At 60.4% G+C, this 26415-nt stretch carries 20 protein-coding genes; 13 read left to right on the forward strand and 7 right to left on the reverse strand.

Annotated elements, in window-relative coordinates; genetic code table 11:
* Positions 1-47: 47 nt before the first annotated feature.
* Positions 48-503 carry a tRNA (cytidine(34)-2'-O)-methyltransferase gene (locus tag HBO23_RS18015; RefSeq protein WP_003171120.1) on the reverse strand — a complete coding sequence of 152 codons (456 nt, stop codon included), beginning with the start codon at positions 501-503 and terminating at the stop codon, positions 48-50.
* Between HBO23_RS18015 and HBO23_RS18020 the strand changes: the two genes are divergently transcribed.
* The gene (locus HBO23_RS18020) at positions 502-942 is read left to right on the forward strand and encodes a hypothetical protein (protein ID WP_017138633.1); all 441 of its coding nucleotides are present in this window, start codon (positions 502-504) and stop codon (positions 940-942) included. The genes HBO23_RS18015 and HBO23_RS18020 overlap by 2 nt on opposite strands.
* A gap of 539 nt (positions 943-1481) precedes the next feature.
* Here the strand turns inward: HBO23_RS18020 and ntrC are convergent.
* The 3 genes from ntrC to HBO23_RS18035 all read right to left on the reverse strand — a co-directional run bounded on the left by ntrC (position 1482) and on the right by HBO23_RS18035 (position 4912).
* Positions 1482-2918 carry a nitrogen regulation protein NR(I) gene (ntrC, locus tag HBO23_RS18025; RefSeq protein ID WP_017138632.1) on the reverse strand — a complete coding sequence of 479 codons (1437 nt, stop codon included), beginning with the start codon at positions 2916-2918 and terminating at the stop codon, positions 1482-1484.
* Positions 2915-4000, reverse strand: a complete 1086-nt coding sequence (gene glnL / locus HBO23_RS18030) for a nitrogen regulation protein NR(II) (protein ID WP_017138631.1) — start codon at positions 3998-4000, stop codon at positions 2915-2917. Before glnL ends, ntrC begins: the two co-directional genes overlap by 4 nt.
* A 375-nt stretch (positions 4001-4375) precedes the next feature.
* Entirely contained in the window at positions 4376-4912 is a 537-nt protein-coding gene (locus HBO23_RS18035; protein ID WP_170039037.1) for a chorismate mutase, read from the reverse strand.
* 450 nt (positions 4913-5362) lie between these two features.
* Here HBO23_RS18035 and HBO23_RS18040 point away from each other — a divergent pair, with 450 nt between their 5' ends.
* Entirely contained in the window at positions 5363-5602 is a 240-nt protein-coding gene (locus HBO23_RS18040; protein ID WP_017138629.1) for a DUF6124 family protein, read from the forward strand.
* A gap of 70 nt (positions 5603-5672) precedes the next feature.
* On the opposite strand, the gene glnA is transcribed toward HBO23_RS18040, so the two are convergent.
* Positions 5673-7079, reverse strand: a complete 1407-nt coding sequence (gene glnA, locus HBO23_RS18045) for a glutamate--ammonia ligase (protein WP_017138628.1) — start codon at positions 7077-7079, stop codon at positions 5673-5675.
* Positions 7080-7413: 334 nt separating this feature from the next.
* Here glnA and thiI point away from each other — a divergent pair, with 334 nt between their 5' ends.
* Both thiI and typA read left to right on the forward strand, forming a co-directional pair.
* Positions 7414-8868 carry a tRNA uracil 4-sulfurtransferase ThiI gene (thiI, locus tag HBO23_RS18050; RefSeq protein ID WP_065930794.1) on the forward strand — a complete coding sequence of 485 codons (1455 nt, stop codon included), beginning with the start codon at positions 7414-7416 and terminating at the stop codon, positions 8866-8868.
* Between the two features lie 139 nt (positions 8869-9007).
* On the forward strand, positions 9008-10828 hold the full coding sequence (gene typA, locus HBO23_RS18055; RefSeq protein WP_003217997.1) for a translational GTPase TypA: 1821 nt from the start codon (positions 9008-9010) through the stop codon (positions 10826-10828).
* A gap of 185 nt (positions 10829-11013) precedes the next feature.
* On the opposite strand, the gene HBO23_RS18065 is transcribed toward typA, so the two are convergent.
* Complete coding sequence (locus HBO23_RS18065; RefSeq protein ID WP_053253906.1) at positions 11014-11448, reverse strand: YkgJ family cysteine cluster protein; 435 nt, start codon at positions 11446-11448, stop codon at positions 11014-11016.
* A gap of 236 nt (positions 11449-11684) precedes the next feature.
* Between HBO23_RS18065 and HBO23_RS18070 the strand changes: the two genes are divergently transcribed.
* The 6 genes from HBO23_RS18070 to HBO23_RS18095 all read left to right on the forward strand — a co-directional run bounded on the left by HBO23_RS18070 (position 11685) and on the right by HBO23_RS18095 (position 21412).
* Entirely contained in the window at positions 11685-14135 is a 2451-nt protein-coding gene (locus HBO23_RS18070; protein ID WP_017138624.1) for a glycogen/starch/alpha-glucan phosphorylase, read from the forward strand.
* Between the two features lie 205 nt (positions 14136-14340).
* Complete coding sequence (locus HBO23_RS18075) at positions 14341-17847, forward strand: DUF2339 domain-containing protein (protein WP_170039039.1); 3507 nt, start codon at positions 14341-14343, stop codon at positions 17845-17847.
* Complete coding sequence (locus HBO23_RS18080) at positions 17847-19190, forward strand: DUF3999 domain-containing protein (RefSeq protein WP_170039137.1); 1344 nt, start codon at positions 17847-17849, stop codon at positions 19188-19190. The genes HBO23_RS18075 and HBO23_RS18080 overlap by 1 nt, the downstream gene beginning before the upstream one ends.
* Before the next feature lie 96 nt (positions 19191-19286).
* A complete protein-coding gene (locus HBO23_RS18085) occupies positions 19287-20297 on the forward strand; it encodes a class 1 fructose-bisphosphatase (RefSeq protein ID WP_003237460.1) in 1011 nt (336 codons plus the stop codon).
* Positions 20298-20557: 260 nt separating this feature from the next.
* Entirely contained in the window at positions 20558-20812 is a 255-nt protein-coding gene (locus HBO23_RS18090; RefSeq protein ID WP_017138621.1) for a hypothetical protein, read from the forward strand.
* A gap of 30 nt (positions 20813-20842) precedes the next feature.
* Positions 20843-21412: a lipocalin family protein gene (locus tag HBO23_RS18095; RefSeq protein WP_017138620.1), complete on the forward strand. Its 570-nt coding sequence runs from the start codon at positions 20843-20845 to the stop codon at positions 21410-21412.
* Positions 21413-21572: 160 nt separating this feature from the next.
* Here the strand turns inward: HBO23_RS18095 and HBO23_RS18100 are convergent, their stop codons facing one another.
* The gene (locus HBO23_RS18100) at positions 21573-22937 is read right to left on the reverse strand and encodes a formimidoylglutamate deiminase (protein WP_170039040.1); all 1365 of its coding nucleotides are present in this window, start codon (positions 22935-22937) and stop codon (positions 21573-21575) included.
* Between the two features lie 78 nt (positions 22938-23015).
* Here HBO23_RS18100 and hutC point away from each other — a divergent pair, with 78 nt between their 5' ends.
* The 3 genes from hutC (at position 23016) to hutU (ending at position 26379) form a co-directional block, all read left to right on the forward strand.
* On the forward strand, positions 23016-23795 hold the full coding sequence (hutC, locus tag HBO23_RS18105; protein ID WP_169986618.1) for a histidine utilization repressor: 780 nt from the start codon (positions 23016-23018) through the stop codon (positions 23793-23795).
* The gene (locus HBO23_RS18110) at positions 23792-24352 is read left to right on the forward strand and encodes a HutD family protein (RefSeq protein ID WP_170039041.1); all 561 of its coding nucleotides are present in this window, start codon (positions 23792-23794) and stop codon (positions 24350-24352) included. The genes hutC and HBO23_RS18110 overlap by 4 nt, the downstream gene beginning before the upstream one ends.
* A 323-nt stretch (positions 24353-24675) precedes the next feature.
* A complete protein-coding gene (gene hutU, locus HBO23_RS18115) occupies positions 24676-26379 on the forward strand; it encodes a urocanate hydratase (protein WP_050547752.1) in 1704 nt (567 codons plus the stop codon).
* Positions 26380-26415 lie beyond the last annotated feature (36 nt).

A 26415-nucleotide genomic window follows, 5' to 3' on the forward strand; every position in this document is an offset into this window, starting at 1 on the left:
GGCAAGCCAGCTCCCACACAGACCTCCTCCCACATTTCGTTTATGCGTTACTTGAAGCCGAGCTGGCGCCAGCCTTCGTAAACCGCGACGGCTACAGTGTTGGACAAGTTCAAGCTGCGGCAACCCTCGCGCATCGGCAAACGCAGACGATGGCCATCGGGCAAAGCATCAAGCACCTCCGCCGGCAGGCCACGACTTTCCGGGCCGAACAGGAAGGCGTCGCCTTCGGCAAAGCTGGCATCATGAAACGGTCGCGAGCCCTTGGTGGTGAACGCGAACAGCCGTGGGTGGCCCAGGCTTTCCAGGCAGCTTGCGAGGTCGGCATGGCGCTTGAGCGTGGCGTACTCGTGGTAGTCCAGCCCGGCGCGGCGCAGGCGTTTGTCGTCCATGTCAAAGCCCAGCGGCTCGATCAAATGCAGGTGGCAGCCACTGTTGGCGCACAGCCTGATAACGTTGCCGGTATTCGGCGGAATTTCTGGTTGAAAAAGGATGACGTGAAACATGCACGGCTCCGAAGGCAAAGATGCGTTGCATTCTACCCCTGAAGACGACCCAAGGCCGAAGCTATTGCCACGGGTGATGGGTTCACTGGCGATTGTTGGCTTGATGATCGGGCTGATGATCGGTCGCCTGACCACGCCGGATCCGGTTGAGTTGCAGCAGGTAGAAACAGCGGCAGACGGCGTGGTGGTGTGGTTCAACAGCGAACCCAAGCTGCACGGCGAACATATCGACGGCACCGTGGCGCTGCTGTTCGGCGCGCAAGGCAAAGCTGCCAGCGGGCAACTCAAGGTCAACGACAAGGACGTGAATTGGCGCGTTCGCAAGACCGATGGCGGCCTGCTGCTGAACCTGGTGGCGGCTCGGCCGTTGCGCGGGGAATGGAAAGGGGAGAAGGCCGAGGGTCGCTGGCGGCTGCAGATCCATCTGCGCGAGGAATAAAAGAGGGAGTTCCCGGCCTGCCTGTACCAGGGCTCCCAAAACGGGGTGAAGCCTTGCAAGGCTTCGGTGTTAAAGAGGGAATCCCCGGCCTGCCTGTACCGAGGTTCCCGAAACGGGTGTGGGGCGCGACGCGATCCGCATCAAGCACTCCGGGTGTAAAGAGGGGATTCTCGGCCTGCCTGTACCAAGGTCCCCGAAACTGGGTGATGTAAGGGTTATTGCAGGGCGCGTGCCAGAAGTTGCAATGTGTGCCAAAAAATTTCGCCAGAAAGCGCAAAGCCCCGGAATACGGGGCTTTGGTGTTTTTGCGGTTTGATGTTTTCTTGATTCGGCGGGTGTTTCAGGCTGGCTGGATGTGCGCGATGCTAGTTCATGGTGCATTGAAGCGGTGCACTCCACCTGATCGTTCCCACGCTCCGCGTGGGAATGCATCGTGTGACGCTCCGCGTCACCAGTGCACAGATCTGAACTTGCGGTGAGCCTCGGACGCGGAGCGTCCGGGGAGGCGTTCCCACGCCGAGCGTGGGAACGATCAGCAGTTAGGCTTCATCTCCCTCATCATCATCCCCGCCATCGACCTTCATCCCCAACTCCTTGATCTTGCGCGTCAAGGTGTTACGGCCCCAGCCGAGCAACACGGCGGCATCGCGGCGGCGGCCGGCGGTATGCTTCAAGGCGGTTTCGATCATGATGCGCTCGAAGGCCGGTACGGCGCTGTCCAGCAGGTTCGACTGGCCGCGTGCCAAAGCCTGGTCGGCCCACTGGCGCAGCGCCTGCTCCCAGTTGGTCACAGGAGCCGAATCCTGCGGCAGGCTCAACAGCTCCGGCGGTAGGTCGCTGATGTGTACTTCGCGCCCGGACGCCATCACCGTGATCCAGCGGCAGGTGTTCTCCAACTGACGCACGTTGCCCGGCCACGGCAGGTTCTTGAGGTATTCCTCGGTCTCGCTTTTGAGCAGCTTCGGCTCCACCGCCAATTCTTGCGCGGCGCGGCTGAGGAAGTGGCGGGCGAGGGTCGGGATGTCTTCGCGGCGGTCCGACATGCGTGGGATGTGGATGCGGATTACGTTGAGGCGGTGAAACAAGTCCTCACGGAACTTGCCCGCGTGTACCAGGGTTTCGAGGTTCTGGTGGGTCGCCGCAATGATGCGCACATCGACCTTGACCGGCGTGTGCCCGCCAACGCGGTAGAACTCGCCATCTGCCAATACACGCAGCAAGCGTGTCTGAGTATCGGCCGGCATATCGCCGATTTCATCCAGGAACAGCGTGCCGCCGTCAGCCTGTTCAAAGCGCCCGCGACGCAGGTTGGCCGCGCCGGTGAACGCGCCTTTTTCATGGCCAAACAGCTCGGACTCCATCAAGTCCTTCGGAATCGCCGCCATGTTCAGCGCGATAAACGGCGAAGCCGCCCGTGGGCTGTGACGGTGCAGCGCGTGGGCCACCAACTCTTTACCGGTGCCCGACTCGCCGTTGATCAACACGGTGATGTTGGAGTGGCTCAAACGCCCGATGGCGCGAAACACTTCCTGCATCGCCGGTGCTTCACCGATGATTTCCGGGGTGCGGGTCAGGGCTGGCGGGGCTTCCTGGCTTTGTTGTTCCTGGGCGTGCTGGTTGGCGCGCTTGACCAGCGCCACGGCCTCGTCCACATCGAACGGTTTAGGCAGGTATTCAAAGGCGCCGCCCTGGTAGGACGCGACAGCGCTGTCCAGGTCCGAGTGCGCGGTCATGATGATCACCGGCAAACGCGGGTGCTGCTCGCGGATCCGCGCCAGCAAGTCCAGGCCACTGGCGCCGGGCATGCGGATGTCGGAGATGATCACGTCCGGCTGCTGACGCGCCAGGCGGCTCATCACCCCGTCGGCGCTGTCGAAGCTCTGGGTGGTCATGCCTTCCTGTTGCAAGGCTTTCTCGAGGACCCAGCGGATAGAACGGTCGTCATCGACGATCCAGACAGTTTCACTACGGCTCATGTCGTGGGGGCTCCTTGTTCCAATGGCAGGAAGATCGAGAACGTGGTGTGGCCGGGATGGCTTTCACATTCGATCAGGCCCTGGTGCTGGCTGATGATGTTCTGGGTAATGGCCAGGCCCAGCCCGGTACCGTCCGGGCGGCCGCTGACCATGGGAAAGAAGATGGTTTCCTGCAGTTCCGCAGGAATGCCGGGGCCGTTGTCGATGATCTCGACCTTGGTAACCAGGCGGTGGCGCACATGGCCGATGGTGAACTGGCGCAGAGCGCGGGTGCGCAGGCTGATGCGGCCCAGGCGCAGCTCGTTCTGGCTGCTGATGGCCTGCATGGCGTTGCGCACGATATTGAGCACCGCCTGGATCATCTGCTCGCGGTCGATCAATACGTCGGGAATGCTTGGGTCGTAGTCGCGCACCAGGGTGATGCAGCCCTGGCTCTCGGCCTCGACCAGCTGGCACACGCGCTCCAGCACTTCGTGCACGTTGGTCATCGCCAGGGACGGCAGCTTGTTGGAGCCGAGCATGCGGTCCACCAGGTTACGCAGGCGGTCGGCCTCCTCGATGATGACGTTGGTGTAGTCCTTGAGGTGTTCCTCCGGCAGCTCACGGGCCAGCAACTGCGCCGCGCCGCGAATGCCGCCGAGCGGGTTCTTGATCTCGTGGGCCAGGCCGCGCACCAGCATTTTGCTGGTTTCCTGTTTGGACAGCTGCGCTTCTTCTTTGGTGATGCGCAGCAGACGGTCGCGCGGGTGCACTTCGAGCAACAGCAGGGTCGCGCCGTTGCTCAAAATCGGGGTCACGGCGTAGTCGACGGTCAGGGTCTGGCCGGTGAGGGCGGTGAGCATCGCTTCGCGCTTGGTAAACGGGTGCGCCTGCTCCACGGCCTGGCGCAACGAACTCAAGGCCTCGGCCGACTCGGTGAACAATTCGCTGATGAACTGCCCATGGCTGCGCTGACCACTGATGGCCAGGAGCATCTCCGCCGCCGGGTTCATGTACTCAAGACGCAGGTCGTCATTGAGCAGGATGGTCGCGGTGGTCAGGTTGTCGAGTAACAAACGGTGCAGTGCATCGCTGATGGTCATCGGGACCTCTTTTGGAGCAAGGCGCGGGCTTGAGGCACACGCTGATACAAGGAAAATGCAAAAACCAAACCAAGGCTCCGAAAAGAAGCGTTAAACCCCTGAAATAAGGGTTTTAGGCGCGAAACTGTGGCGTTCTGCCAGCTTGATCGAGAAGAATCGAACCAAAATGGGCTGGGAGGGTGGGAAGTGTGCAGGCTGTCGCACCAATATAGTGCGGTTTTGTGAAGGTTGTTCAGGAAGTGATGGCTGGCGAAAAGATTGTCTGGAGGAGCGGGGTCAATGTGGGAGCTGGCTTGCCTGCGATAGCGGTGGCACATTCAACACCGCTATCGCAGGCAAGCCAGCTCCCAAAGTTTTTGATTGGGTTTGCAGGCTTTAACCTTTGAAGATGCACAGCTCGGCGGTGGCGCGGATCATTGCCAGTTGGCGCAGCGGATCATTCAGCGGCTCATGCACGGCGGTGGCCAGCCACTGCGGGCATTGCGGGTCGGTGCGCTGCGGGGTGAAGTCGGCCAGTTGCTGCAGCAGGGTTTTTTGCAGTTGGTCCAGCCGTGGTCGGATCTGTTTTACCAAGTCCGGGCGCGGGTCGTCCGGGGCTTTGCCCTGGAACTGCCAGTCGGACAGGTGGGTGTACTGCACCAGCTTATTGGCCTCGATCTGCGCCGAGAAAAACTGCTCGGCGGCAGAAGGGTCGAGTTTGTAGTTGGGCGCTTGGGCGGCGACGCTGGCGATCACCTCTTGTTCGCGCTTTTTGTCCTCTACGGGCTTGTGGCTGTCCCATTTGCTCAGGGCTACCTGATCGGCAATCTCCAGGCGCTCGGCGATGCTGTTGAGCAAAGGCTCCAGAGTGGGCGGCGCTGCGCTGGCTGTGGCGCAGGCGAATAACAGGGCGAATGCAAATCTATGTTTCAACGTAGATCTCCTTGTGGGAGCGGGCTTGCTCGCGAAGGCGGTGTGTCAGTCACCCGATGCATTAACTGATACGCCGCCTTCGCGAGCAAGCCCGCTCCCACATTTTGATTGGGTTTGCAGATTTTGGGCAGTGTCAGCCAGAGGCTACCTTAGCTTGCGTGCTTGCCTACAGGTGCGCCAGAATCCGCCGGCTTGTACGGCTGGCTTGTCGTCTCTAAGGTTGCTCGGTCGCTGCTCATCAGCGATCAGGTTTAGTAGCCTGGATTCGAATTGTAGGCCGTGCATTCTCCATCAATCAGATTTCCCAAATCTGTGCTTGATGGTGGCTGTGCGCAGGGCATCCTCGGATGCGCCGGGCTTCTACATTCACCGGTCTACTAACCTGCGCACAGCCGCCACCCTTTCGTTTAGTAGCGAAGCGAAGGCGGCCTCATTAGAGGAATGTAGAAAATGTTCAAACCAACGCCAAATCCGCCTCCATCCGTCTTCACCATCGACCCTGGCAGCGACGACGAATCCCTGCTGATCAACAGCTTCGAAGCCTTCTCCTCGGTCAGCACCTTGTTGCTTGATTTGTCCGAGGCGCTGGAAGGCAAACACCGCGATACCGTCCTGGCCATTCACCAGCTCAGTGCCCTCGGCACCTTGATGGTGGGCAACATGCTCGACCGCCACGCCCCGGCTCGCTAAACGCCAGGCAAAAAAAAGACCTCCCGAAGGAGGTCTTTTTCGTTACGCCGCGTTAAGCAGCGCTACCGGATCAGCAGCTGTAGTACAGCTCGTATTCCAGTGGGTGTACGAAGGTGCGTACTTTGATTTCTTCTTCGCTTTTCAGCTCGATGTAGGCATCGATGAAGTCGTCGCTGAATACGCCGCCTTTGGTCAGGAACGCACGGCCCTTGTCCAGCTCTTCCAGGGCTTCTTTCAGGCTGCCGCACACTTGTGGGATCTCTTTGGCCTCTTCAGGCGGCAGGTCGTACAAGTTTTTGTCGGCGGCGTCGCCTGGGTGGATCTTGTTCTGGATACCGTCCAGGCCAGCCATTACCAGCGCAGCGAAGGCCAGGTATGGGTTAGCTGCCGGGTCCGGGAAGCGCGCTTCGATACGGCGAGCGCGAGGGCTGGACACGTAAGGAATACGGATCGAAGCGGAACGGTTACGCGCCGAGTAGGCCAGCATTACCGGTGCTTCGAAACCTGGCACCAGACGCTTGTAGGAGTTGGTCGACGGGTTGGTGAAGCCGTTCAGGGCCTTACCGTGCTTGATGATACCGCCGATGAAGTACAGGGCAGTGTCGGACAGGCCGGCATAACCTTCGCCAGCGAAGGTGTTCTTGCCATCTTTGGCGATGGACAGGTGAACGTGCATACCCGAACCGTTATCGCCGTACAGTGGCTTAGGCATGAAGGTAGCGGTACGGCCGTAGGCATCAGCCACGTTGTGTACGCAGTACTTCAGGGTCTGAACTTCGTCAGCCTTGGCTACCAGGGTGTTGAACTTCACGCCGATTTCGTTCTGGCCGGCAGTCGCCACTTCGTGGTGGTGAACTTCGATGACCAGGCCCATCTCTTCCATGGCGTTGCACATGGAGGTACGGATTTCGTGGTCGTGGTCGAACGGCGGAACCGGGAAGTAACCACCTTTGATACCTGGACGGTGGCCTTTGTTGCCGCCTTCGATGTCCTGGTCAGACATCCACGAACCTTGTTCGGAGAAGATCTTGAACATGGAGCCGGAGATGTCGGACTTGAACTTGACCGAATCAAAGATGAAGAACTCTGGCTCCGGGCCTACGAATACGGTGTCGCCGATACCGGTCGACTTCAGGTATTCCTCAGCGCGCTTGGCGATCGCACGTGGGTCGCGGTCGTAGCCTTGCATGGTCGAAGGCTCGATCACGTCGCAGACGATGATCAGGGTTGGGTCTTCGGTGAACGGGTCGAGTACGGCAGTGCTGTCGTCCGGCATCAGGATCATGTCGGAAGCTTCGATGCCTTTCCAGCCGGCAATGGAGGAACCGTCGAACATTTTGCCTTCTTCGAAGAACGCATCATCCAGCGCGTCGCGAGCCGGCATGGTCACGTGGTGCTGAGTACCTTTAGTGTCCGTGAAGCGCAGATCAATCCATTTAACGTCATGATCTTTGATGAGTTGAACCGACTTCGACATGGTGTCCTCCGGGTGGCTTCGGGCTGGGGTAGTGGAGTTAGCCCTTAGAATGTGGGTGATGCCGGCGCGAATACTCGACCAAGGCAACCTGCCTCACAAGAGAGCAAATTGCATGCCAGTGCGCCAACATGGCCTTTTTGCCTCAAAATGGCCCCTATAACGGTGCAATCCGCTGAAGCGGAATAAATAACGCACTGCAATGTAGCGTTAATTTGCGCAAATGACCCGTTTTGGTGCGTTGCGTCTGTGATGCATATTAACTGGTTAAACCTTGAGCGATTTCCGCTATAATCCGCGCCCCCCTTTTTCAGCAGGCCCGGCGCGCGCTGTTTCCATGAAATTAATCGTAAAAGTCTTCCCCGAGATCACCATCAAAAGCCGACCGGTACGGACGCGTTTCATCCGTCAGTTGGCCAAGAACATCCGTGCCGTGCTCCGAGACCTGGACCCGGCTGTGGTGGTGAACGGTGTGTGGGACAACCTCGAGCTGGAAACCCGCATAACCGACGCCAAAGCCTTGAAGGACATGACCGAGCGCCTGAGTTGCATGCCGGGCATCGCGCATTTCCTGCAGGTCGATGAGTACCCGTTGGGCGACTTCGATGACATCACCGAAAAGTGCAAGCAGCACTACGGCGAGTCGCTTGAAGGCAAGATCTTTTCGGTGCGCTGCAAGCGCGCCGGCAAGCACACCTTCAGCTCCATGGATGTGGAGAAATACGTCGGCAGCAAGCTGCGTCGCGAGTGCGGCGCCGCCGGAATTTCCCTCAAAGCGCCGCAAATTGAAGTGCGCATGGAAATTCGCGACCAACGGTTGTTTGTGATCCACAGCCAGCACAACAGTATCGGCGGCTACCCGCTGGGCGCACTGGAACAGACCCTGGTACTCATGTCCGGCGGTTTCGATTCCACGGTGGCGGCCTACCAGATCATGCGTCGCGGCCTGATGAGCCACTTCTGCTTCTTTAACCTGGGCGGGCGTGCACACGAATTGGGCGTGATGGAAGTCGCGCACTTTATCTGGAAGAAGTACGGCAGCTCCCAGCGCGTGCTATTTGTAAGCGTGCCGTTCGAGGAAGTGCTGGGCGAAATTCTCGGCAAAGTCGATAACAGTCATATGGGCGTAGTATTGAAGCGTATGATGTTGCGCGCTGCGTCGCGAATCGCCGATCAGTTGCAGATCGACGCGTTGGTGACCGGTGAGGCGATCTCCCAGGTGTCCAGCCAGACGCTGCCCAACCTGTCGCTGATTGATTGCGTCACCGAGAAGCTGGTCTTGCGCCCGCTGATCGCCAGCCACAAACAGGACATCATCGACCTGGCAGAAGAAATCGGCACGGCCGACTTTGCCAAGCACATGCCTGAATATTGCGGGGTCATTTCGGTGAACCCCAAGACCCACGCCAAGCGCAACCGCGTGGAGTATGAAGAACAACAGTTTGATATGGCGATTCTGGAGCGTGCGCTCGAGAACGCCAAGCTGGTCCCGATCGATCGTGTCATCGATGAATTGGGCCAGGATGTGCAAATCGAAGAAGTCAGCGAAGCGCTGGCCGGCCAGATCGTCGTCGATATCCGTCACCCGGATGCCGCCGAGGATGAGCCGCTGGAAATCGCTGGCATCGACGTGCAAGCGCTGCCGTTCTACGCATTGAACGCGCGCTTCAAGGAACTGGATAACAGCCGTCAGTACCTGCTGTATTGCGACAAAGGCGTGATGAGTCGCCTGCATGCCCACCATTTGCTCAGTGAGGGGTATGCCAATGTGCGCGTTTATCGACCGAGCTAAGAGCCCGGGGCTGTTTGCCTGTGGCCTGCGTCACCGGCCCCCCGACTCTGCCGTCAAGCTGTAACGGCAAGGCCTGACTCTACTGTTAATCGCTGCCACGACCTGTCAGCACACCGAATCCTCTGATCGAGATACACAAGTGATCGAAAATCTACGTAACATCGCCATCATTGCTCACGTTGACCATGGTAAAACCACCCTGGTAGACAAACTCCTGCGTCAATCCGGCACCCTGGAGCGCAACGAGCTCAACGACGAGCGCGTGATGGACTCCAACGACCAGGAAAAAGAGCGCGGTATTACCATCCTGGCTAAAAACACCGCTATCAACTGGAACGGCTACCACATCAACATCGTGGACACCCCGGGCCACGCCGACTTCGGCGGCGAAGTAGAACGCGTAATGTCGATGGTTGACTCCGTTCTGCTGCTGGTTGACGCTCAAGACGGCCCTATGCCGCAAACTCGTTTCGTGACCAAGAAGGCTTTCGAAGCCGGCCTGCGTCCGATCGTGTGCATCAACAAGGTTGACCGTCCAGGCGCGCGTCCGGACTGGGTTCTGGACCAGATCTTCGACCTGTTCGACAACCTGGGTGCTACCGAAGAACAGCTGGACTTCAAAGTGGTCTACGCCTCGGCCCTGAACGGTATTGCCGGTCTGGAACACACCGACATGGCTGAAGACATGACCCCGCTGTACCAGTCGATCGTCGACAACGTACCGGCACCAAAAGTTGACCGTGAAGGCCCGTTCCAGATGCAAATCTCGGCACTGGACTACAACAGCTTCCTGGGTGTTATCGGTGTTGGCCGTATCGCGCGTGGTAGCGTCAAGCCGAACACTCCGGTTGTCGCCATCGGCGCCGACGGCAAAAAGCGTAACGGTCGTATCCTGAAGCTGATGGGTCACCACGGCCTGCACCGCATCGACGTTGAAGAAGCTTTCGCCGGCGACATCGTGTGCGTGAGCGGTATGGACTCGCTGTTCATCTCCGACACCCTGTGCCAGCCAGACAACGTTGAGGCGATGAAGCCTCTGACCGTTGACGAGCCAACCGTTTCCATGACCTTCCAGGTAAACGACTCGCCTTTCTGCGGTAAAGAAGGCAAGTTCGTGACTTCCCGTAACATCAAGGAACGTCTGGACAAAGAGCTGCTGTACAACGTTGCACTGCGCGTTGAAGAAGGCGACTCGGCTGACAAGTTCAAGGTTTCCGGCCGTGGTGAGCTGCACCTCTCGGTACTGATCGAAACCATGCGTCGCGAAGGCTTCGAAATGGGCGTTGGTCGTCCAGAAGTGATCATCCGTCAGGTTGACGGCGTGAAGCAGGAACCGTTCGAAAACGTGACCATCGACACCCCTGAAGAATCCCAGGGCAAGGTCATGGAAGAGATGGGCCTGCGTAAGGGCGACCTGACCAACATGGTGCCGGATGGCAAAGGCCGTGTACGTCTGGAATACAACATCCCTGCGCGTGGTCTGATCGGTTTCCGTAACCAGTTCCTGACCCTGACCAACGGTGCTGGCATCCTGACCTCGATCTTCGATCGCTACGACACCATGAAGTCCGGCGACATGTCCGGCCGTCAGAACGGTGTTCTGGTATCGGTAGAAACCGGCAAGGCGCTGACCTACTCCCTGGAAACTCTGCAGGCGCGTGGCAAGCTGTTCGTTGAACACGGTCAAGAGATCTACAACGGTCAGATCGTTGGTCTGAACAGCCGTGACAACGACATGGGCGTCAACCCAACCAAAGGCAAGAAGCTCGACAACATGCGTGCTTCGGGCAAAGACGAAACCATCGCTCTGGTCCCACCTGTTCGCTTCACCCTGGAACAGGCCCTGGAATTCATCCAGGACGACGAGCTGTGCGAAGTTACGCCTAAGTCGATCCGCCTGCGTAAGAAGATCCTGGACGAAGGCGAGCGTACCCGCGCTGCCAAGAAAGCCAAGAACTGAGTTAACTCAGGCTGAATGAAAAACGCCCCCGGTCGAAAGGCCGGGGGCGTTTTTTTATGCCTGATCGTTCCCACGCTCTGCGTGGGAATGCCGCTTGGGACGCTCCGCGTCCCGCTTTTAAGGGCGGACGCAGAGCGTCCAGGGCTGCGTTACCACGCGGAGCGTGGGAACGATCATCATGATCATCAGAACTTGTCGAGAGTCCGGAAATTGGTCTCGCGCACCACTTCCTTCGGCTTGTACGCACAATACCCCGGCCGCGGCCCGATTTTCGGATGGTTGCGGCAGGTATCCGGGCGCTTGTCATAAATAGTGCAGAAGCGCGTCTTACGATCCAGGTACAGGCAGTCGTTATTGCTCATGCGCTGCAGGGTGAAAATTTCGGATTTGGAATTGTAGCGCTCGACGATGCCTTCCTTCTGCAAACGCTTGGCGATGTTCTTCGGCGGGTCGCCGCGCTCGAACTCATCGACGATGCCAATGCGGATCAGGTCCTTGATCTTCACCTCGACCGGCAGCGTGCAGCAGCTGGACACGCAGCCACCGCACATGTGGGCGGAATATTTCTGCCAGGTCTCGAGACGGTCGAGTTCAGCGGCGGCGATCAGTTGAGGCTTCATCAAGGTTCCAAGGTGGGGCTGTATCCGGGCGCGCGATCATACCGGGATTGGTGGTTTTTTGAACAATATTTTGCAGATTTCATCTCCAACGGTGCAGGGGAGAAAAGCAGGCACGGCCCCTGCATCAATTTCCAGCAATGGTGAATGAGTTAAAAAACTGCCGAACCAGCACGTCTACCGTCTGTCAGACCGACTAGGCTCTAGCAACTCCTTCAATCTCGCCCGAGGTCGCACCGATGTCTCAGGAACCGCTTGCACGAGAAGCAGAGGTAGCCGCATTCCGCGATGCTGTCTTGACCAAACTTACCTACGCGGTGGGCAAGGACCCGGATCACGCCTTCGACCACGACTGGTTCGAAGCCATCGCCCTGGCCGCCCGCGACCAGATGGTCGACCACTGGATGAACCACACGCGGCGCATCTACCGCAAAGGCCAGAAGCGGGTGTATTACCTCTCGCTGGAATTCCTGATCGGCCGTTTGCTCTACGACAGCCTGAGCAACCTCGGCGTGTTGGAGATTGCCCGCGAAGCCCTGTCCGAACTGGGCGTGGACCTGGAGCGCATCCGCCTGCTGGAGCCCGACGCGGCGCTCGGCAACGGTGGCCTGGGCCGCCTGGCCGCGTGCTTTATGGAAAGCATGTCGACCCTGGGCATTGCCGGCCACGGCTATGGCATCCGCTATGAACACGGCCTGTTTCGCCAGGCGATTGTCGACGGCTGGCAGCAGGAACAGACCGAACGTTGGCTGGATTTCGGCAACCCGTGGGAGTTCGAGCGGGCCGAGGTGATTTACCCGATCGGCTTTGGCGGCAGCGTCGAAACCCTGGCGGATGCCTCCGGCAAGATGATCCAGGTATGGACGCCCAACGAAACCGTGCGCGCGGTGGCGTACGACACGCCGGTGGTCGGCTGGCGCGGTGCCAGCGTCAACACCTTGCGCCTGTGGCGTGCCCGAGCGGTAGAAGACCTGCACCTGGAACGCTTCAACGCCGGTGACCACTTGGGTGCCGTCGCCGAAGTGGCTCGCGCCGAAAGCATCTCCCGAGTGCTTTACCCGGCCGACAGCACCGAAGCGGGGCAGGAATTGCGTCTGCGCCAGGAATACTTCTTTGTTTCGGCCTCGCTGCAAGACCTGCTACGCCGCCACAAGAACATGCACGGCTCGGTACTCAGCCTGGGTGAACACGCCGCGATCCAGCTCAACGACACCCACCCGTCCATCGCCGTGGCTGAATTGATGCGCCAACTGGTGGACCTGCATGACATTCCGTGGGAAGCCGCGTGGGATGTCACCGTCGAAACCCTTTCCTACACCAACCACACCTTGTTGCCCGAGGCGTTGGAAACCTGGCCTGTCGGTTTGATGGAACGCATGCTGCCTCGGCATATGCAGATCATCTATCTGATCAACGCCCAGCACATCGACTCGCTGCGCGCCAAGGGCATCCACGATTTCGACGTATTGCGTGCCGTGTCGCTGATCGAAGAAGACAACGGCCGCCGCGTGCGCATGGGTAACCTGGCGTTCCTTGGCTCCCATAGCGTTAACGGTGTGTCCGGTTTGCACACCCAGCTGATGCGCAGCACGGTGTTCTCCGAACTGCACAAGCTGTACCCGGAGCGCATCAACAACAAAACCAACGGCATCACCTTCCGCCGCTGGCTGTACCAGGCCAACCCCAAGCTCACCGAGATGCTGGTGGAGGCTCTGGGGCCGGACATCCTCGACACCATGGAAACCCGCCTGACGGAGCTGGAGACCTTCGCCGAGAAGCAGGTGTTCCGCAAAGCCTTCGCCGAACAGCGCCTGCACAGCAAGAGGGCACTGGCCGAGATCATCCACGAGCGCCTGGGCATTTCGGTGAACCCGGCGGCGATGTTCGACGTGCAGGTCAAGCGGATCCACGAATACAAACGCCAACTGCTCAACCTGCTGCACACCGTGGCCTTGTACCAGGCAATCCGCGCCGAGCCAGGCACCGATTGGGTGCCGCGCGTGAAAATCTTCGCGGGCAAGGCGGCGGCCAGCTATCACCAGGCCAAGTTGATCATCAAGCTGACCAACGACATCGCCCGCACCGTGAACAACGACCCGACCGTGCGCGGCTTGCTCAAGGTGGTGTTCCTGCCCAACTACAACGTGAGCCTGGCGGAAAGCATCATCCCGGCGGCGGACTTGTCCGAGCAGATTTCCACGGCCGGTTTTGAAGCCTCTGGCACCAGCAACATGAAGTTCGGCCTCAATGGCGCGCTGACCATCGGCACCATGGACGGCGCCAACGTGGAGATGCACGAGCGCGTGGGCGCCGAGCATATGTTTATCTTCGGCCTCAGCGCCGAACAAGTGGAAGCCCGCAAGCACGCCGGTGAATTCCACGCCGGGCCGGATGTGGCAGCCTCCCATCGTCTCAACGATGTGTTGCAAGCGATCCGTGGCGGGGTGTTCTCGCCGGACGATCCGGGCCGCTATGTGGGCTTGATCGACGGGTTGATCGACTACGACCGTTTCCTGGTGTGCGCCGACTTTGACGCCTACTGGGACGCCCAGGCGCGGGTCGAAGCGCATTGGCACGATTCCAAGGCCTGGTGGCGTTCGGCTGTGCTCAATACGGCGCGCATGGGCTGGTTCAGCTCGGACCGCACCATCCGCGAATACGCCACCGAGATCTGGAAAGCCCTCGACTAAACACCGCAGGCCTCCAAGTGGTAGCAGGCCTCTGTGGCGAGGGAGCTTGCTCCCGTTCGGTTGCGTAGCAGCCGCCGGCTATTGCGGGCGCTTCGCACCCGAACGGGAGCAAGCTCCCTCGCCACAAAAGCAGCTCCCACATTAGCTTTGCGTCGATATACTAGGCCTCGGTTTGCCCGCCTCGGGCTGCTTAGGGATATCGACCATGCAATGGATTTTCATGCTGATTGGCCTGGTGCTCGGCTGGACACTCGATGAGTCGTTCACCGATGCCGGCTTCGGTGCGCTATTGGGCTTGGGCATTGGTCAGGCGATTCGCCTGTCGAGGCTGTCCGCCCAGGCAGACCAGCAAGCGCTTCAGTTAGAGACCACGCAGAAGGCATTGATAGCCCTGGGTGAGCGCCTGCGGCAACTGGAAGTGCCCGCGCCTACAAACAGCGTGATTGTCGAAGCCCCCATCCCTGAACCTGCACCTGCCGTTGCCAAGCCCGAACTTGTTTGGGAGCTGCCCGCCGAACTGGCGCCCGTCGCCGTGATGGCCGAGGCGAGACAGCCACTGCCGGAGGACGTCTGGACCCCAGCACCAAAACCGAAAGAACCTGCCATCCCCCGTGGCCCCAACCTGATCGAGCGCGCCATCGGCGGCGCCCGTAATTGGCTGTTCGGCGGCAACACCGTGCTGCGCGTTGGCGTGGTGCTGCTGTTCCTTGGCCTGGCCTTCTTGCTGCGTTATGCCACCGAAGGCGTGGTGGTGCCGATTGAACTGCGTTACGCCGGGGTTGCCGCTGCCGCCATCGGCCTGCTGGGCCTGGGTTGGTGGTTACGGCTGCGCAACAGCAATTACGGGCTGATGCTGCAGGGTACCGGGATTGCCGTGTTGTACCTGACGGTGTTTGCTGCGATGCGCCTGCACCCGTTGATCGACCCAGGCGCGGCACTCGGCCTGCTGGTGGCGGTCACGGTGTTCTCGGCCATCCTGGCGATCACCCAGGATGCCCTCGGCCTGGCCTGCGCAGCGGCGCTGGGTGGGTTTGCCGCGCCGATTCTGACCTCAACCGGCGCCGGTAATCATGTGGCGCTGTTCAGTTACTTTGCATTGCTCAACGCCGGCATTCTGGCCATCGCGTGGTTCAAGGCCTGGCGTCTGCTCAACCTGATCGGGTTTGTCGGCACCTTCGGCATAGGCTTCGCCTGGGGCATGCGCTCCTACACACCGGAACTGCTGTGGAGCACCGAGCCGTTCCTGATCCTGTTTTTCCTGATGTACCTGGCCATCGGCCTGTTGTTCGCCCGCCGCAAGCTGCAGGAGGTGGGCGATGCGCCTGAAGGCCGTGAGGCACTGCTGCGCTGGTCGGCGGCCAAGGGTGATTATGTTGATGGCAGCATGCTGTTCGGCCCGCCGTTGGTAGGCTTTGGCTTGCAGTTCGCCGTGGTGCAGCACCTGGAGTTTGCCGCCGCCTTCAGTGCACTCGGTTTAGGCCTTATCTACATGGGCTTGGCGCGGCTGCTGAGTGGCGGGCGCGCCTTGCTGCTGGCCGAAACTTGCCTGGCGCTGGGCGTGATCTTTGCCAGCCTGGCGATTCCGCTGGGCCTCGACGCGCGCTGGACGGCGGCGGCCTGGGCAGTGGAGGGCGCCGGGATCTTCTGGCTTGGCTTGCGTCAGCAGCGGCCGTTGGCTCGTGCGTTTGGCCTGTTGTTACAGTTGGGGTCAGCGCTGGCGTTCCTCAGCGAACTGCGCGTTGGCGAGTTGACCTTGCTCAACGGTGCACCACTGGGCGCGCTGTTGCTGGGCGCGGCCCTGTTGTTCAGCTTCGATCAGTTGCGCAAGGCATCGACCGAACAAGCGGCGCAATGGGAGCGCACCGGCCTGCCCGTGCTGGCGAGCCTGGGATTGACCTTTTTGTACCTGCTTGCACCCTTGTTGTTGCTGACCCAAGGCACCGCCATCAGTTGGGCAATCGCCGGGCTGCTGACGCTGTTTGTCGGCCTGCGCATTGGCTCGCGCACCTTCCTGTTCACTGCCTTTGCTGTGCAATTGCTCGGTGGGGTGTTGTTCCTCCTGCGCTTGCAGGGCGGTGATGGGGCCGCGGTATTCAGTGCCGGTTGGACCGGCTTGTTGACCGCCTCGCTGATCGGCCTGGCGTTGGTCGGCGGCATGCTGATGGCGGCGCGCGATGACATGGTGCGCAGCGATGTGCGGCTACTGCGCGGCTTGTCGGTGGTGCTGCTCGCGGGTCTGGTGCTGATCAACCTTGCGGTGCTGTTTGTGCTGCCATGGGAAAGCGCCAGCGGCGTGTGGGCGGCCAGTGGCTTGCTGATCATCTGGTTGAGCCTGTACCTGCAACAACGCGTGAGTTTCGTGTTTGGTTTGCTGCTGCAACTGATCGGTGGTGCTTCGTTCTTGTTGGCGGTGCCGCAGTTGCTCGGGCCGTTGAACAGCGAGGGCTTGCGGCCCTTGGCGCACAGCGCTTTCTGGACGCCGATGGTGCTGGGCCTGGCGGCAATGGTGGGCGCCTGGCGCTTGCAACGTGAGCCGCAGGCGCCGGTGTTTGCCGTGTTGAAATTGCAACGCCTGTCCGACCTGCTGCTGGTGTGGGGCGCGGCCTGGTGGGCATTGGCGTTGATCGGCGAAGTGCTGCGGTTTATCCCGCAAGCGCTGCAAGGCGCATTTTTGCTTGGCATCGCTGCGGTGAGCGTGGCGATCTGGGCGCTGTTGGCCGCACGTTTACGCTGGGCATCTCTGGGCATGCTGTGCGCCTTGCTGATGCCGGCGGCGGGCGTGGTGTTGCTGGTGTCTGCCCATGATTACTATCACCCGGCAGCGCATTACGGCTGGCTGGCGTGGTTGGCGGTGTTTGTGGTGCATTTTATCGCGCTGCGCCGTTTGGCGGCGGTGGTGCCGGGCAAGGTATTGAGCATCGCTCATGTGTTCGGCTGCTGGATGTTGATCGGTGTGTTGGCGCTGGAGCTGCGTTACGGCCTGTTGCTGCTGTCGAGTGAGTACAACGCCTGGCGTTGGCTGGGTTGGGCGATTCTGCCAAGCCTGTACCTGGTGCTGGCGGCGGCACCGCGCAGTTGGCCGTGGCCGGTGTCGGCAAACCCGCGTGAATACCGTGTGCTGGCCGCGTTGCCGCTGGCGGTATTGATGCTCGGCTGGTTCTGGTTGGCGAACATCTTCAGCGACGGCACGGCGAAACCACTGCCGTACGTGCCATTGCTCAACCCGTTGGACGTGGGCCTGCTGTTCGCATTGCTGGGTATTTACCTGTGGTCGCGCAGCGTGGCGCCGCAGCGCGGGCCGCGTGCTGAACTGATCGCCCAAGGTGTCGCAGGTGCTTCGCTGTTTGCCTTCTTCACGGCCTTGGTGATGCGCACCGCCCACCATTGGGCGGGCGTGCCGTTCCAACTGGATGCCTTGCTGGCGTCCATGTGGGTGCAGGCTGGCCTGTCGCTGGTCTGGACCCTGATCGCCCTGGGCCTGATGATCGGCGGCCACCTGCGCCTTCGTCGCGAAGTGTGGCTGATCGGCGCGGCGTTGATTGCGGTGGTGGTCGCCAAGCTGTTCTTTGTCGAGCTGAGCAACCGTGGCGGGCTGGCGCGGATCGTATCGTTTATTGGTGTGGGCGGGCTGTTGCTGGTGGTGGGTTACTTCGCACCGCTGCCGCCCAAACGCGCCGAGCCGGTGTTGGAAACTGAAGGAGCATCCTCTTGATCGGTAAGTTGAGCGTGATCGCGTTGGGCATGTGTTCGACGTTGTCGGCGTGGGCGCAAGAAACGCCCGCCGACTTCACCACACAGGTGCCGTTGGCGGTAAGTGGCAACGGGCCTTGGTATCGCCTGGAGTTGCCGCTGTCGGTGCAATTGAGCGCGCGCCAGGCAGATCTTGGTGATGTGCGCGTGTTCAACGCCGCCGGCGAGCCCCAGGCTTACGCGTTGTCGCGCCAATCAGCGCAACGCACCGAAAGCCGCACGGTGGCCGACGTGAAGTGGTTCCCGTTGTACGCCGCCGACACCCGCCAAAGTGTGCCGGACGTGGTGATGAAATCCACCGCCGAAGGCACGCTGCTGGAAGTGCGCCCGTCCAAGGCCGGCAAACAGGTGCTGCGTGGCTGGGTACTGGACGCCAGCGCGATCAAGGCGCCGCTGCAGCAACTGAGCCTGGACTGGAGTCGCGAACAGGATGGCTTCCAGCGTTTCAGCATTGAAGCCAGCGATGACCTGCAGCACTGGGAACCCTGGGGCGATGGCCAGGTGGCGCGCCTATCGTTTGCCGATGAGCGGGTTGAGCAACATGACGTGAGCCTGCCGGGGCAATCGGCGCGTTACCTGCGCCTGCTGTGGCAAGGCCAGGCCGCGCCGACGCTGACCTCGGCCAAGCTTGTGAGCGCCACCAGCAGCAGCCTGCCAATGCCCTTGGTGTGGTCGCAGCCGTTGGCGGGTACGCGGCTCAAGGCGGGTGAATACAGCTGGCAGTTGCCGACGGGGCTGCATGTGGAGCGCTTGCGCGTCGAGCTCAAGCAGCCCAACACGCTGGCGCCCGTGACGTTGGCGGGGCGGCGGGAAGCCAATCAAGCTTGGCAGCCTTTGAGCAATGGCTTGTTGTATCGCCTGGCCCAGAACGGCCAGGACGTGGTGCAGGATGAATTGCAATTGCCAGGCGTGGCCGTGGGCGAACTCAAGTTGCAGGTGGACGAGCGCGGCGGCGGCCTGGGCGTGGAAGCGCCGGCATTGCGTTTTGCTGTGCGCGCCACGCAGTTGGTGTTCCTGGCGCGGGGCGAGCCGCCGTTTACCCTGGCGTTGGGCAACCCGTCGGTAAAGGCCGCTAACTTGCCGCTGTCGACGCTGATTCCCGACTACAGCGCCGAGCGTATCAAGACCTTGGGGCAGGCCACGGTCACAGGCGACGTGACGGTCAAATCGCCTGCGATTGCCGTTTCACCCGAAGCGGGCACCGACTGGAAGAAACTCGGCCTGTGGGCCGTGCTCCTGCTGGGTGTAGCGGCGCTAGGGGCGATGGCCTACAGTTTGTTGCGTGCACCGGCGGCCAAGCCGTGAACTCTATTGGGGTTAAATCCTCTGATTAGAGGAAATAACCCTCGACTCGCGTTAAACTGCGCGGGTTTTTAAGCCCCCCATTTTCCGGAGCCTTCCATGTCCCGCGTTACCCTGAGTCGCTATTTGATCGAGCAGACCCGCAGCAACAACACGCCTGCCGATCTGCGCTTCCTTATCGAAGTGGTGGCGCGTGCTTGCAAGGAAATCAGCCACGCCGTGTCCAAAGGCGCACTGGGTGGTGTTCTGGGCAGCATGGGCACTGAAAACGTCCAAGGCGAAGTGCAGAAGAAGCTCGACGTGATTTCCAACGAAATCCTGCTCGAAGCCAACGAATGGGGTGGCCACCTGGCCGGCATGGCGTCCGAAGAAATGGACAATGCCTACCAGATCCCGGGCAAATACCCGAAAGGCGCGTACCTGCTGGTGTTCGACCCACTCGACGGCTCGTCCAACATCGACATCAACGCACCGGTCGGCACTATCTTCTCGGTACTGCGTTGCCCTAACGAATACCTGAGCCAGAACGAAGCCCTGAACGAAAAGGCCTTCCTGCAGCCAGGCACCGAACAGGTTGCTGCCGGTTACGCCATCTACGGCCCGCAGACCATGCTGGTGCTGACCCTGGGTGACGGCGTCAAAGGCTTTACCCTGGACCGCGAAATGGGCAGCTTCGTACTGACCCACGAAGACATCACCATTCCTGCTTCCACCCAGGAATTTGCGATCAACATGTCCAACCAGCGTCACTGGGAAGAGCCTGTGACCCGCTACGTGGGCGAGTTGATGGCCGGCGAAGAAGGCCCGTTGAAGAAGAACTTCAACATGCGCTGGGTCGCTGCGATGGTTGCCGACGTGCACCGCATCCTGACCCGTGGTGGCCTGTTCATGTACCCACGTGACAGCCGAGAACCTTCCAAACCGGGCAAGCTGCGCTTGATGTACGAAGCCAACCCGATGTCGTTCCTGGTTGAGCAAGCAGGCGGCGCGTCCACTGACGGCCACCAGCGCATCCTCGACATCCAGCCGGAAGGCCTGCACCAGCGTGTGGCAGTGTTCCTGGGCTCGAAGGAAGAAGTTGAGCGTGTGACGGCTTATCACAAGAAGTAAACCTCTGTGGCGAGGGAGCTTGCTCCCGTTGGGCTGCGAAGCGGCCCCAAAAAGCTTGCGGGCGCTGCGCACCCGAACGGGAGCAAGCTCCCTCGCCACAGAAGCATTCAAGACTTGAAGTTTTGAATGAGAAGAAGCCCCGAAACGTTTCAGCGTTTTCGGGGTTTTTTTGTTTTTGCCCATCGGGAACCAGACACCTCTTTTCCCTTCTAAGCTTCTGGCAGATACCCCAGCTGCTTTGTCTCTCCAGGAGCTTTTCCATGTCTTTACGCCGTCTCTCCCTGCTGGCTTTTTGCGTGCTGTTAGCCGCGTGCAGCAAGGTCAATCAAGAAAACTACGCGAAGCTGTCGGCTGGCATGGCCAAGGCCGAGGTGGAGTCGTTGCTGGGTAAGCCGACCGATTGTTCCGGTGCGCTGGGCATGTCCAGTTGCACGTGGGGCGATAAAAACAGCTTTATCAGCGTGCAGTACGCCGGTGACAAAGTTCTGATGTTTTCCGGGCAAGGCCTGAAGTAAACCGGGGCGCGAGCCTGCGGGAGAAGAAGAATGATGCGTTTTGTTTTGTTTCTTTGCGCCAGTCTGTTTTTGGCGGGCTGCGCCAGCCATTCTGGCGATGATCTGCAACCCAAGACCGCGAGCAACGTCAACCTCAAGCGTTACCAGGGCACCTGGTATGAGTTGGCCCGATTGCCGATGTACTTCCAGCGTAACTGCGCGCAGTCCGAGGCTCGCTACACCCTGCTGCCGGATGGCGATATGTCGGTGTTTAACCGCTGCCTGACCACAGAGTGGAAGTGGGAAGAAGCCAAGGGCACGGCCACGCCGCAAGTGCCGGGCAAGACCGACAAGCTCTGGGTGGAATTCAATAACTGGTTCACCGCGCTGCTGCCAGGCGTCGCCAAGGGCGATTATTGGGTGCTGTACGTGAGTGATGATTACAAGACCGCCATCGTCGGTAGCCCGAGCCGGCGTTATATGTGGATCTTGTCGCGCACACCGACGGTGAGCGCCGACACCCGCGAAGACCTGCTGAGCAGGGCGCGCCAGCAAGGGTATGACACGACGCGACTGATCTTCCGCACGTCGGACAAGCAGATGGCGAAGACCTCGCAGTAACCTGAGGTCACCCTCAATCTAATGTGGGAGCTGGCTTGAATTGGGAGCTGGCTTGTGTGGGAGCTGGCTTGCCTGCGATGCAGACACCTGGGTGTATCCGTTACACCCAGGTGATGCTATCGCAGGCAAGCCAGCTCCCACATTTGTTTTGTGTCGGCTGTTAGCCCAGCAAGTCTCTCAGAACGTGGGTGAACGCCCGGCTGCTTTCTTCTTCGCCAGCATGATGCCCATCGCGCACCACCCATTTGCCGTTGACCAGCACATCGCGCACTTGGCGATCACCACCGGCGAACAACCAACGGTTGAGAATGCCATCCTCGGTCGCCGTCGCCAGGTACGGGTCATTGCCATCCAGCACAATCCAATCTGCCCGCTTGCCGACTTCCAATCGACCAATCGGCTGCCCCAACGCTTGGGCGCCGCCGTCCAGCGCAGCATCGAACAATGTGCGGCCAACCATCGGTTGATCACTGCGATACAGGCGGTTGCGTCGCTGGTCCCGCAGGCGCTGGCCATATTCGAGCCAACGCAACTCCTCCACCACGCTCAGTGACACATTGCTGTCGGAACCGATACCCATACGCCCGCCTTGAGCGAGGAAATCCACCGCCGGGAAAATCCCGTCGCCCAGGTTGGCTTCGGTGGTCAGGCACAAGCCGGCGATTGCCCGGCTCTTGGCCATACGCGTGACTTCATCGGCGTCAGCATGGGTGGCGTGTACCAGGCACCAACGTTCATCCACTTCAACATTGTCATACAGCCATTGCAGCGGGCGTTTGCCGCTCCAGGCCAGGCAATCATCGACTTCTTTTTGCTGCTCGGCGATGTGGATGTGTACCGGGCATGCCTTGTCGCTGGCGGCCAGCACCTCATTGATCTGTTCGGGTGTGACGGCACGCAATGAGTGGAAACACAGGCCCAGTTGCTGCGCTGGCTGCGCCGCCAGAATGGGCTTCAGGCGTGCTTGCAGGTCCAGGTAATCTTCGGTGCTGTTGATAAAGCGCCGCTGGCCTTCATTCGGCGCCTGGCCACCAAAGCCGGAATGGGTGTAGAGCACTGGCAGCAATGTCAGGCCAATCCCACTGTTGGCGGCCGCCTGGCTGATCTGCCGCGACAGCTCCGTGCGATCGGCATACGCCTGGCCGCTGACGTCGTGGTGCACATAATGAAACTCGGCCACCGAGGTGTAACCGGCCTTGAGCATCTCGATATAAAGCTGGCGGGCGATGACCTGCAGTTGTTCCGGGGTGATCTTGCCGACCATGCGGTACATCAAGTCGCGCCAGGTCCAGAAGCTGTCATTCGGGTTGCCGGCCATTTCGGCCAACCCGGCCATGGCGCGCTGGAACGCATGGGAGTGCAGGTTGGGCATGCCCGCCAAAACCGGGCCTCTGAGCCGTTCGGCGTTGTCTGCGCTGGCATTGGGCTCAACCTGGGTCAGCACGCCATCGGCGCTGACTTCAAAGCGTACATCGTTGGCCCATCCATTAGGCAGCAGCGCGCGTTCGGCAAAGAAAGCGGACATGATCAAGGCACCCCGGTCGTGTGTTTATTTGTATATACATATACAGACGTTTGCCTGCTCGGTAAACTCCGGCAATCTATGCATCTTTTCCCCCTGCAAGGATTCCCTGTGCCGACTCCGCCCGCCAAGTCTTCGCTGGCTGCCCACATGGACGAAAGTCCGGCGCCCTTGTATGCCCGCGTCAAACAGATGATCAGCCAGCAGATTCTCAACGGCAACTGGCCGCCCCATTACCGCGTGCCGTCCGAGAGCGAACTGGTCAGCCAGTTAGGCTTCAGCCGCATGACCATCAACCGCGCCCTGCGTGAGCTCACCGCCGAAGGGTTGCTGGTGCGCATGCAGGGCGTTGGCACTTTCGTCGCCGAGCCCAAGAGCCAATCGGCGCTGTTTGAAGTGCACAACATTGCCGATGAGATCGCCTCCCGCGGTCATCGGCATACCTGCCAGGTTATTCACCTGGGCGAAGAGGCCGCCGGCTCCGAACGTGCTGTGGCCCTGGAAATGCGCGAAGGCGGCCGCGTGTTTCACTCGTTGATCGTGCACTTTGAAAACGACATTCCCGTACAAATCGAAGACCGCTTCGTCAACGCTCTGGTCGCGCCGGAATACTTGCAACAGGATTTCACCCAGCAAACGCCGTACGCCTACCTCAACCAGGTCGCACCACTGACCGAGGGCGAGCATGTGGTTGAAGCCATCCTCGCCGACGCTGCCGAGTGCAAGCTGTTGCAGATCGAGCCAAGCGAGCCTTGCCTGTTGATTCGCCGCCGCACCTGGTCCGGCCGCCAGCCGGTGACCGCCGCGCGTTTGATCCACCCCGGTTCCCGTCATAGCCTGGAAGGACGTTTCAGTAAATGAGTGAAGTGAAAGTCTGGCGCGCCGCCGACTACATCCGCATGCCATGGAAAAACGGCGGCGGCAGCACCGAAGAAATCACCCGTGACGCAGGCATTGGCCTGGATGGCTTTGGCTGGCGCTTGTCGATTGCCGATATAGCCGAATCGGGTGGGTTTTCTACCTTTGCCGGCTACCAGCGTGTGATCACCGTGATCAAAGGTGCGGGCATGGTTCTGACCGTGGATGGCGAGGAACAGCGCGGGCTGTTACCGCTGCAGCCGTTTGCGTTCAAGGGTGAAAGTGAAGTGTCCTGCCGCTTGATCACCGGGCCGATCCGCGATTTCAACCTGATTTATTCGCCCGAGCGTTACCACGCACGGTTGCAGTGGATGGATGGTGTGCAGCGGTTTTTCAGCACGGCGCACACGGTGTTGGTGTTCAGTGTGGCGGATGAAGTGAAGGTGCTGGGTGAAAAGCTCGGCCATCACGATTGCCTGCAAATCGACGGTAACAATGACCTGCTGGATATTTCTGTCACCGGCCGCTGCTGCGTAATCGAACTGACCGCACGCGGTTAAAAAACTGTGGGAGCAGGCAAGCCAGCTCCCACATTTGCTTTTCATTGCTCATAAGAGCTGTTTCCAGCCGCGCACCAATTTGTTACCGAACGCCCCAGCTTGGCGCGATGCCAGGCCGTCCTGAACAATGTCCTCGTCCGCAAACTCCCTCTGTAAGAAAATTCACCAAGCCTCAAAGCCTTAATTTCTGAGGCTTTCACGCACCTCCCAAAAAAATCTCACCCGCTCTCTCACCAAGTTGGCCGCTTGATTGCATATGCTTGTACATACAAGTAAAGATGTGTGCGTAAGACTCTCCTTCGCACCATCAATGTTCGCGCACCATGCCGAGGAGTCCAGCTGTGACCGATTTTTCGAAAGCTAAGCCTACAAAATACCGTGACGTCGAAATCCGTGCCGCCCGCGGTAACAAGCTCACCGCCAAAAGCTGGCTGACTGAAGCACCGCTGCGCATGCTGATGAACAACCTCGACCCGCAAGTGGCCGAGAACCCGAAAGAATTGGTGGTGTACGGCGGTATCGGCCGTGCGGCGCGCAACTGGGAGTGCTACGACCAGATCGTCGAGAGCCTCACCAACCTGAATGACGACGAGACCCTGCTGGTGCAATCCGGCAAGCCGGTCGGCGTGTTCAAGACCCACAGCAACGCCCCGCGCGTGCTGATCGCCAACTCCAACCTGGTGCCGCACTGGGCCAGTTGGGAACACTTCAACGAACTGGATGCCAAGGGCCTGGCCATGTACGGCCAGATGACCGCCGGCAGCTGGATCTACATCGGTAGCCAGGGCATCGTGCAGGGCACCTACGAAACCTTCGTAGAAGCCGGCCGCCAGCATTACAACAGCGACCTGACCGGCCGTTGGGTACTTACCGCCGGCCTCGGCGGCATGGGCGGCGCTCAGCCGTTGGCCGCGACGCTGGCTGGCGCCTGCTCGCTGAACATCGAGTGCCAGCAGGTCAGCATCGATTTCCGCCTGGCCAGCCGTTATGTCGACGAGCAAGCCACCGACCTCGACGATGCCCTGGCCCGCATCGCCAAATACACTAAGGAAGGCAAGGCCATCTCCATTGCCTTGCTGGGCAACGCGGCCGAAATCCTGCCGGAACTGATCAAGCGCGGCGTGCGCCCGGACATGGTCACCGACCAGACCAGCGCCCACGACCCACTCAATGGTTACCTGCCTGCCGGCTGGACCTGGGACGAATACCGCGCCCGCGCCAAAACCGAGCCGGCTGCCGTGATCAAGGCCGCCAAGCAGTCGATGGCCGTGCACGTCAAAGCCATGCTGGAATTCCAGAAACAAGGCATCCCGACTTTCGACTACGGCAACAATATCCGCCAGATGGCCCAGGAAGAAGGCGTAGAAAACGCCTTCGACTTCCCAGGCTTCGTACCGGCCTACATCCGCCCGCTGTTCTGCCGTGGCATCGGCCCGTTCCGCTGGGCTGCGCTGTCGGGTGACCCGCAAGACATCTACAAGACCGACGCCAAAGTCAAAGAGCTGATCCCGGACGACGCGCACCTGCACAACTGGCTGGACATGGCGCGCGAACGCATCAGCTTCCAGGGCCTGCCAGCACGTATCTGCTGGGTTGGCCTGGGCCAACGCGCCAAGCTCGGCCTGGCATTCAACGAAATGGTGCGCAGCGGTGAGCTGTCGGCACCCGTAGTGATCGGCCGTGACCACCTCGACTCCGGCTCGGTCGCAAGCCCGAACCGCGAAACCGAAGCCATGCAGGACGGCTCCGACGCCGTGTCCGACTGGCCACTGCTCAACGCCTTGCTCAACACCGCGAGCGGCGCGACCTGGGTTTCGCTGCACCACGGCGGCGGCGTGGGCATGGGCTTCTCCCAGCACTCGGGCATGGTGATCGTCTGCGACGGCACCGATGAAGCGGCTGAGCGGATCGCCCGCGTACTGCACAACGACCCGGCCACCGGGGTGATGCGTCACGCCGATGCCGGTTACCAGATCGCCATCGATTGCGCCAAGGAGCAGGGCCTGAACCTGCCGATGATCAAATAACGGCTGGCCTGGTTCCTGTGGGAGCCAGCTCCCACA

Source organism: Pseudomonas sp. WS 5532 (assembly GCF_012985445.1).
Lineage (GTDB): Bacteria > Pseudomonadota > Gammaproteobacteria > Pseudomonadales > Pseudomonadaceae > Aquipseudomonas > Aquipseudomonas edaphica.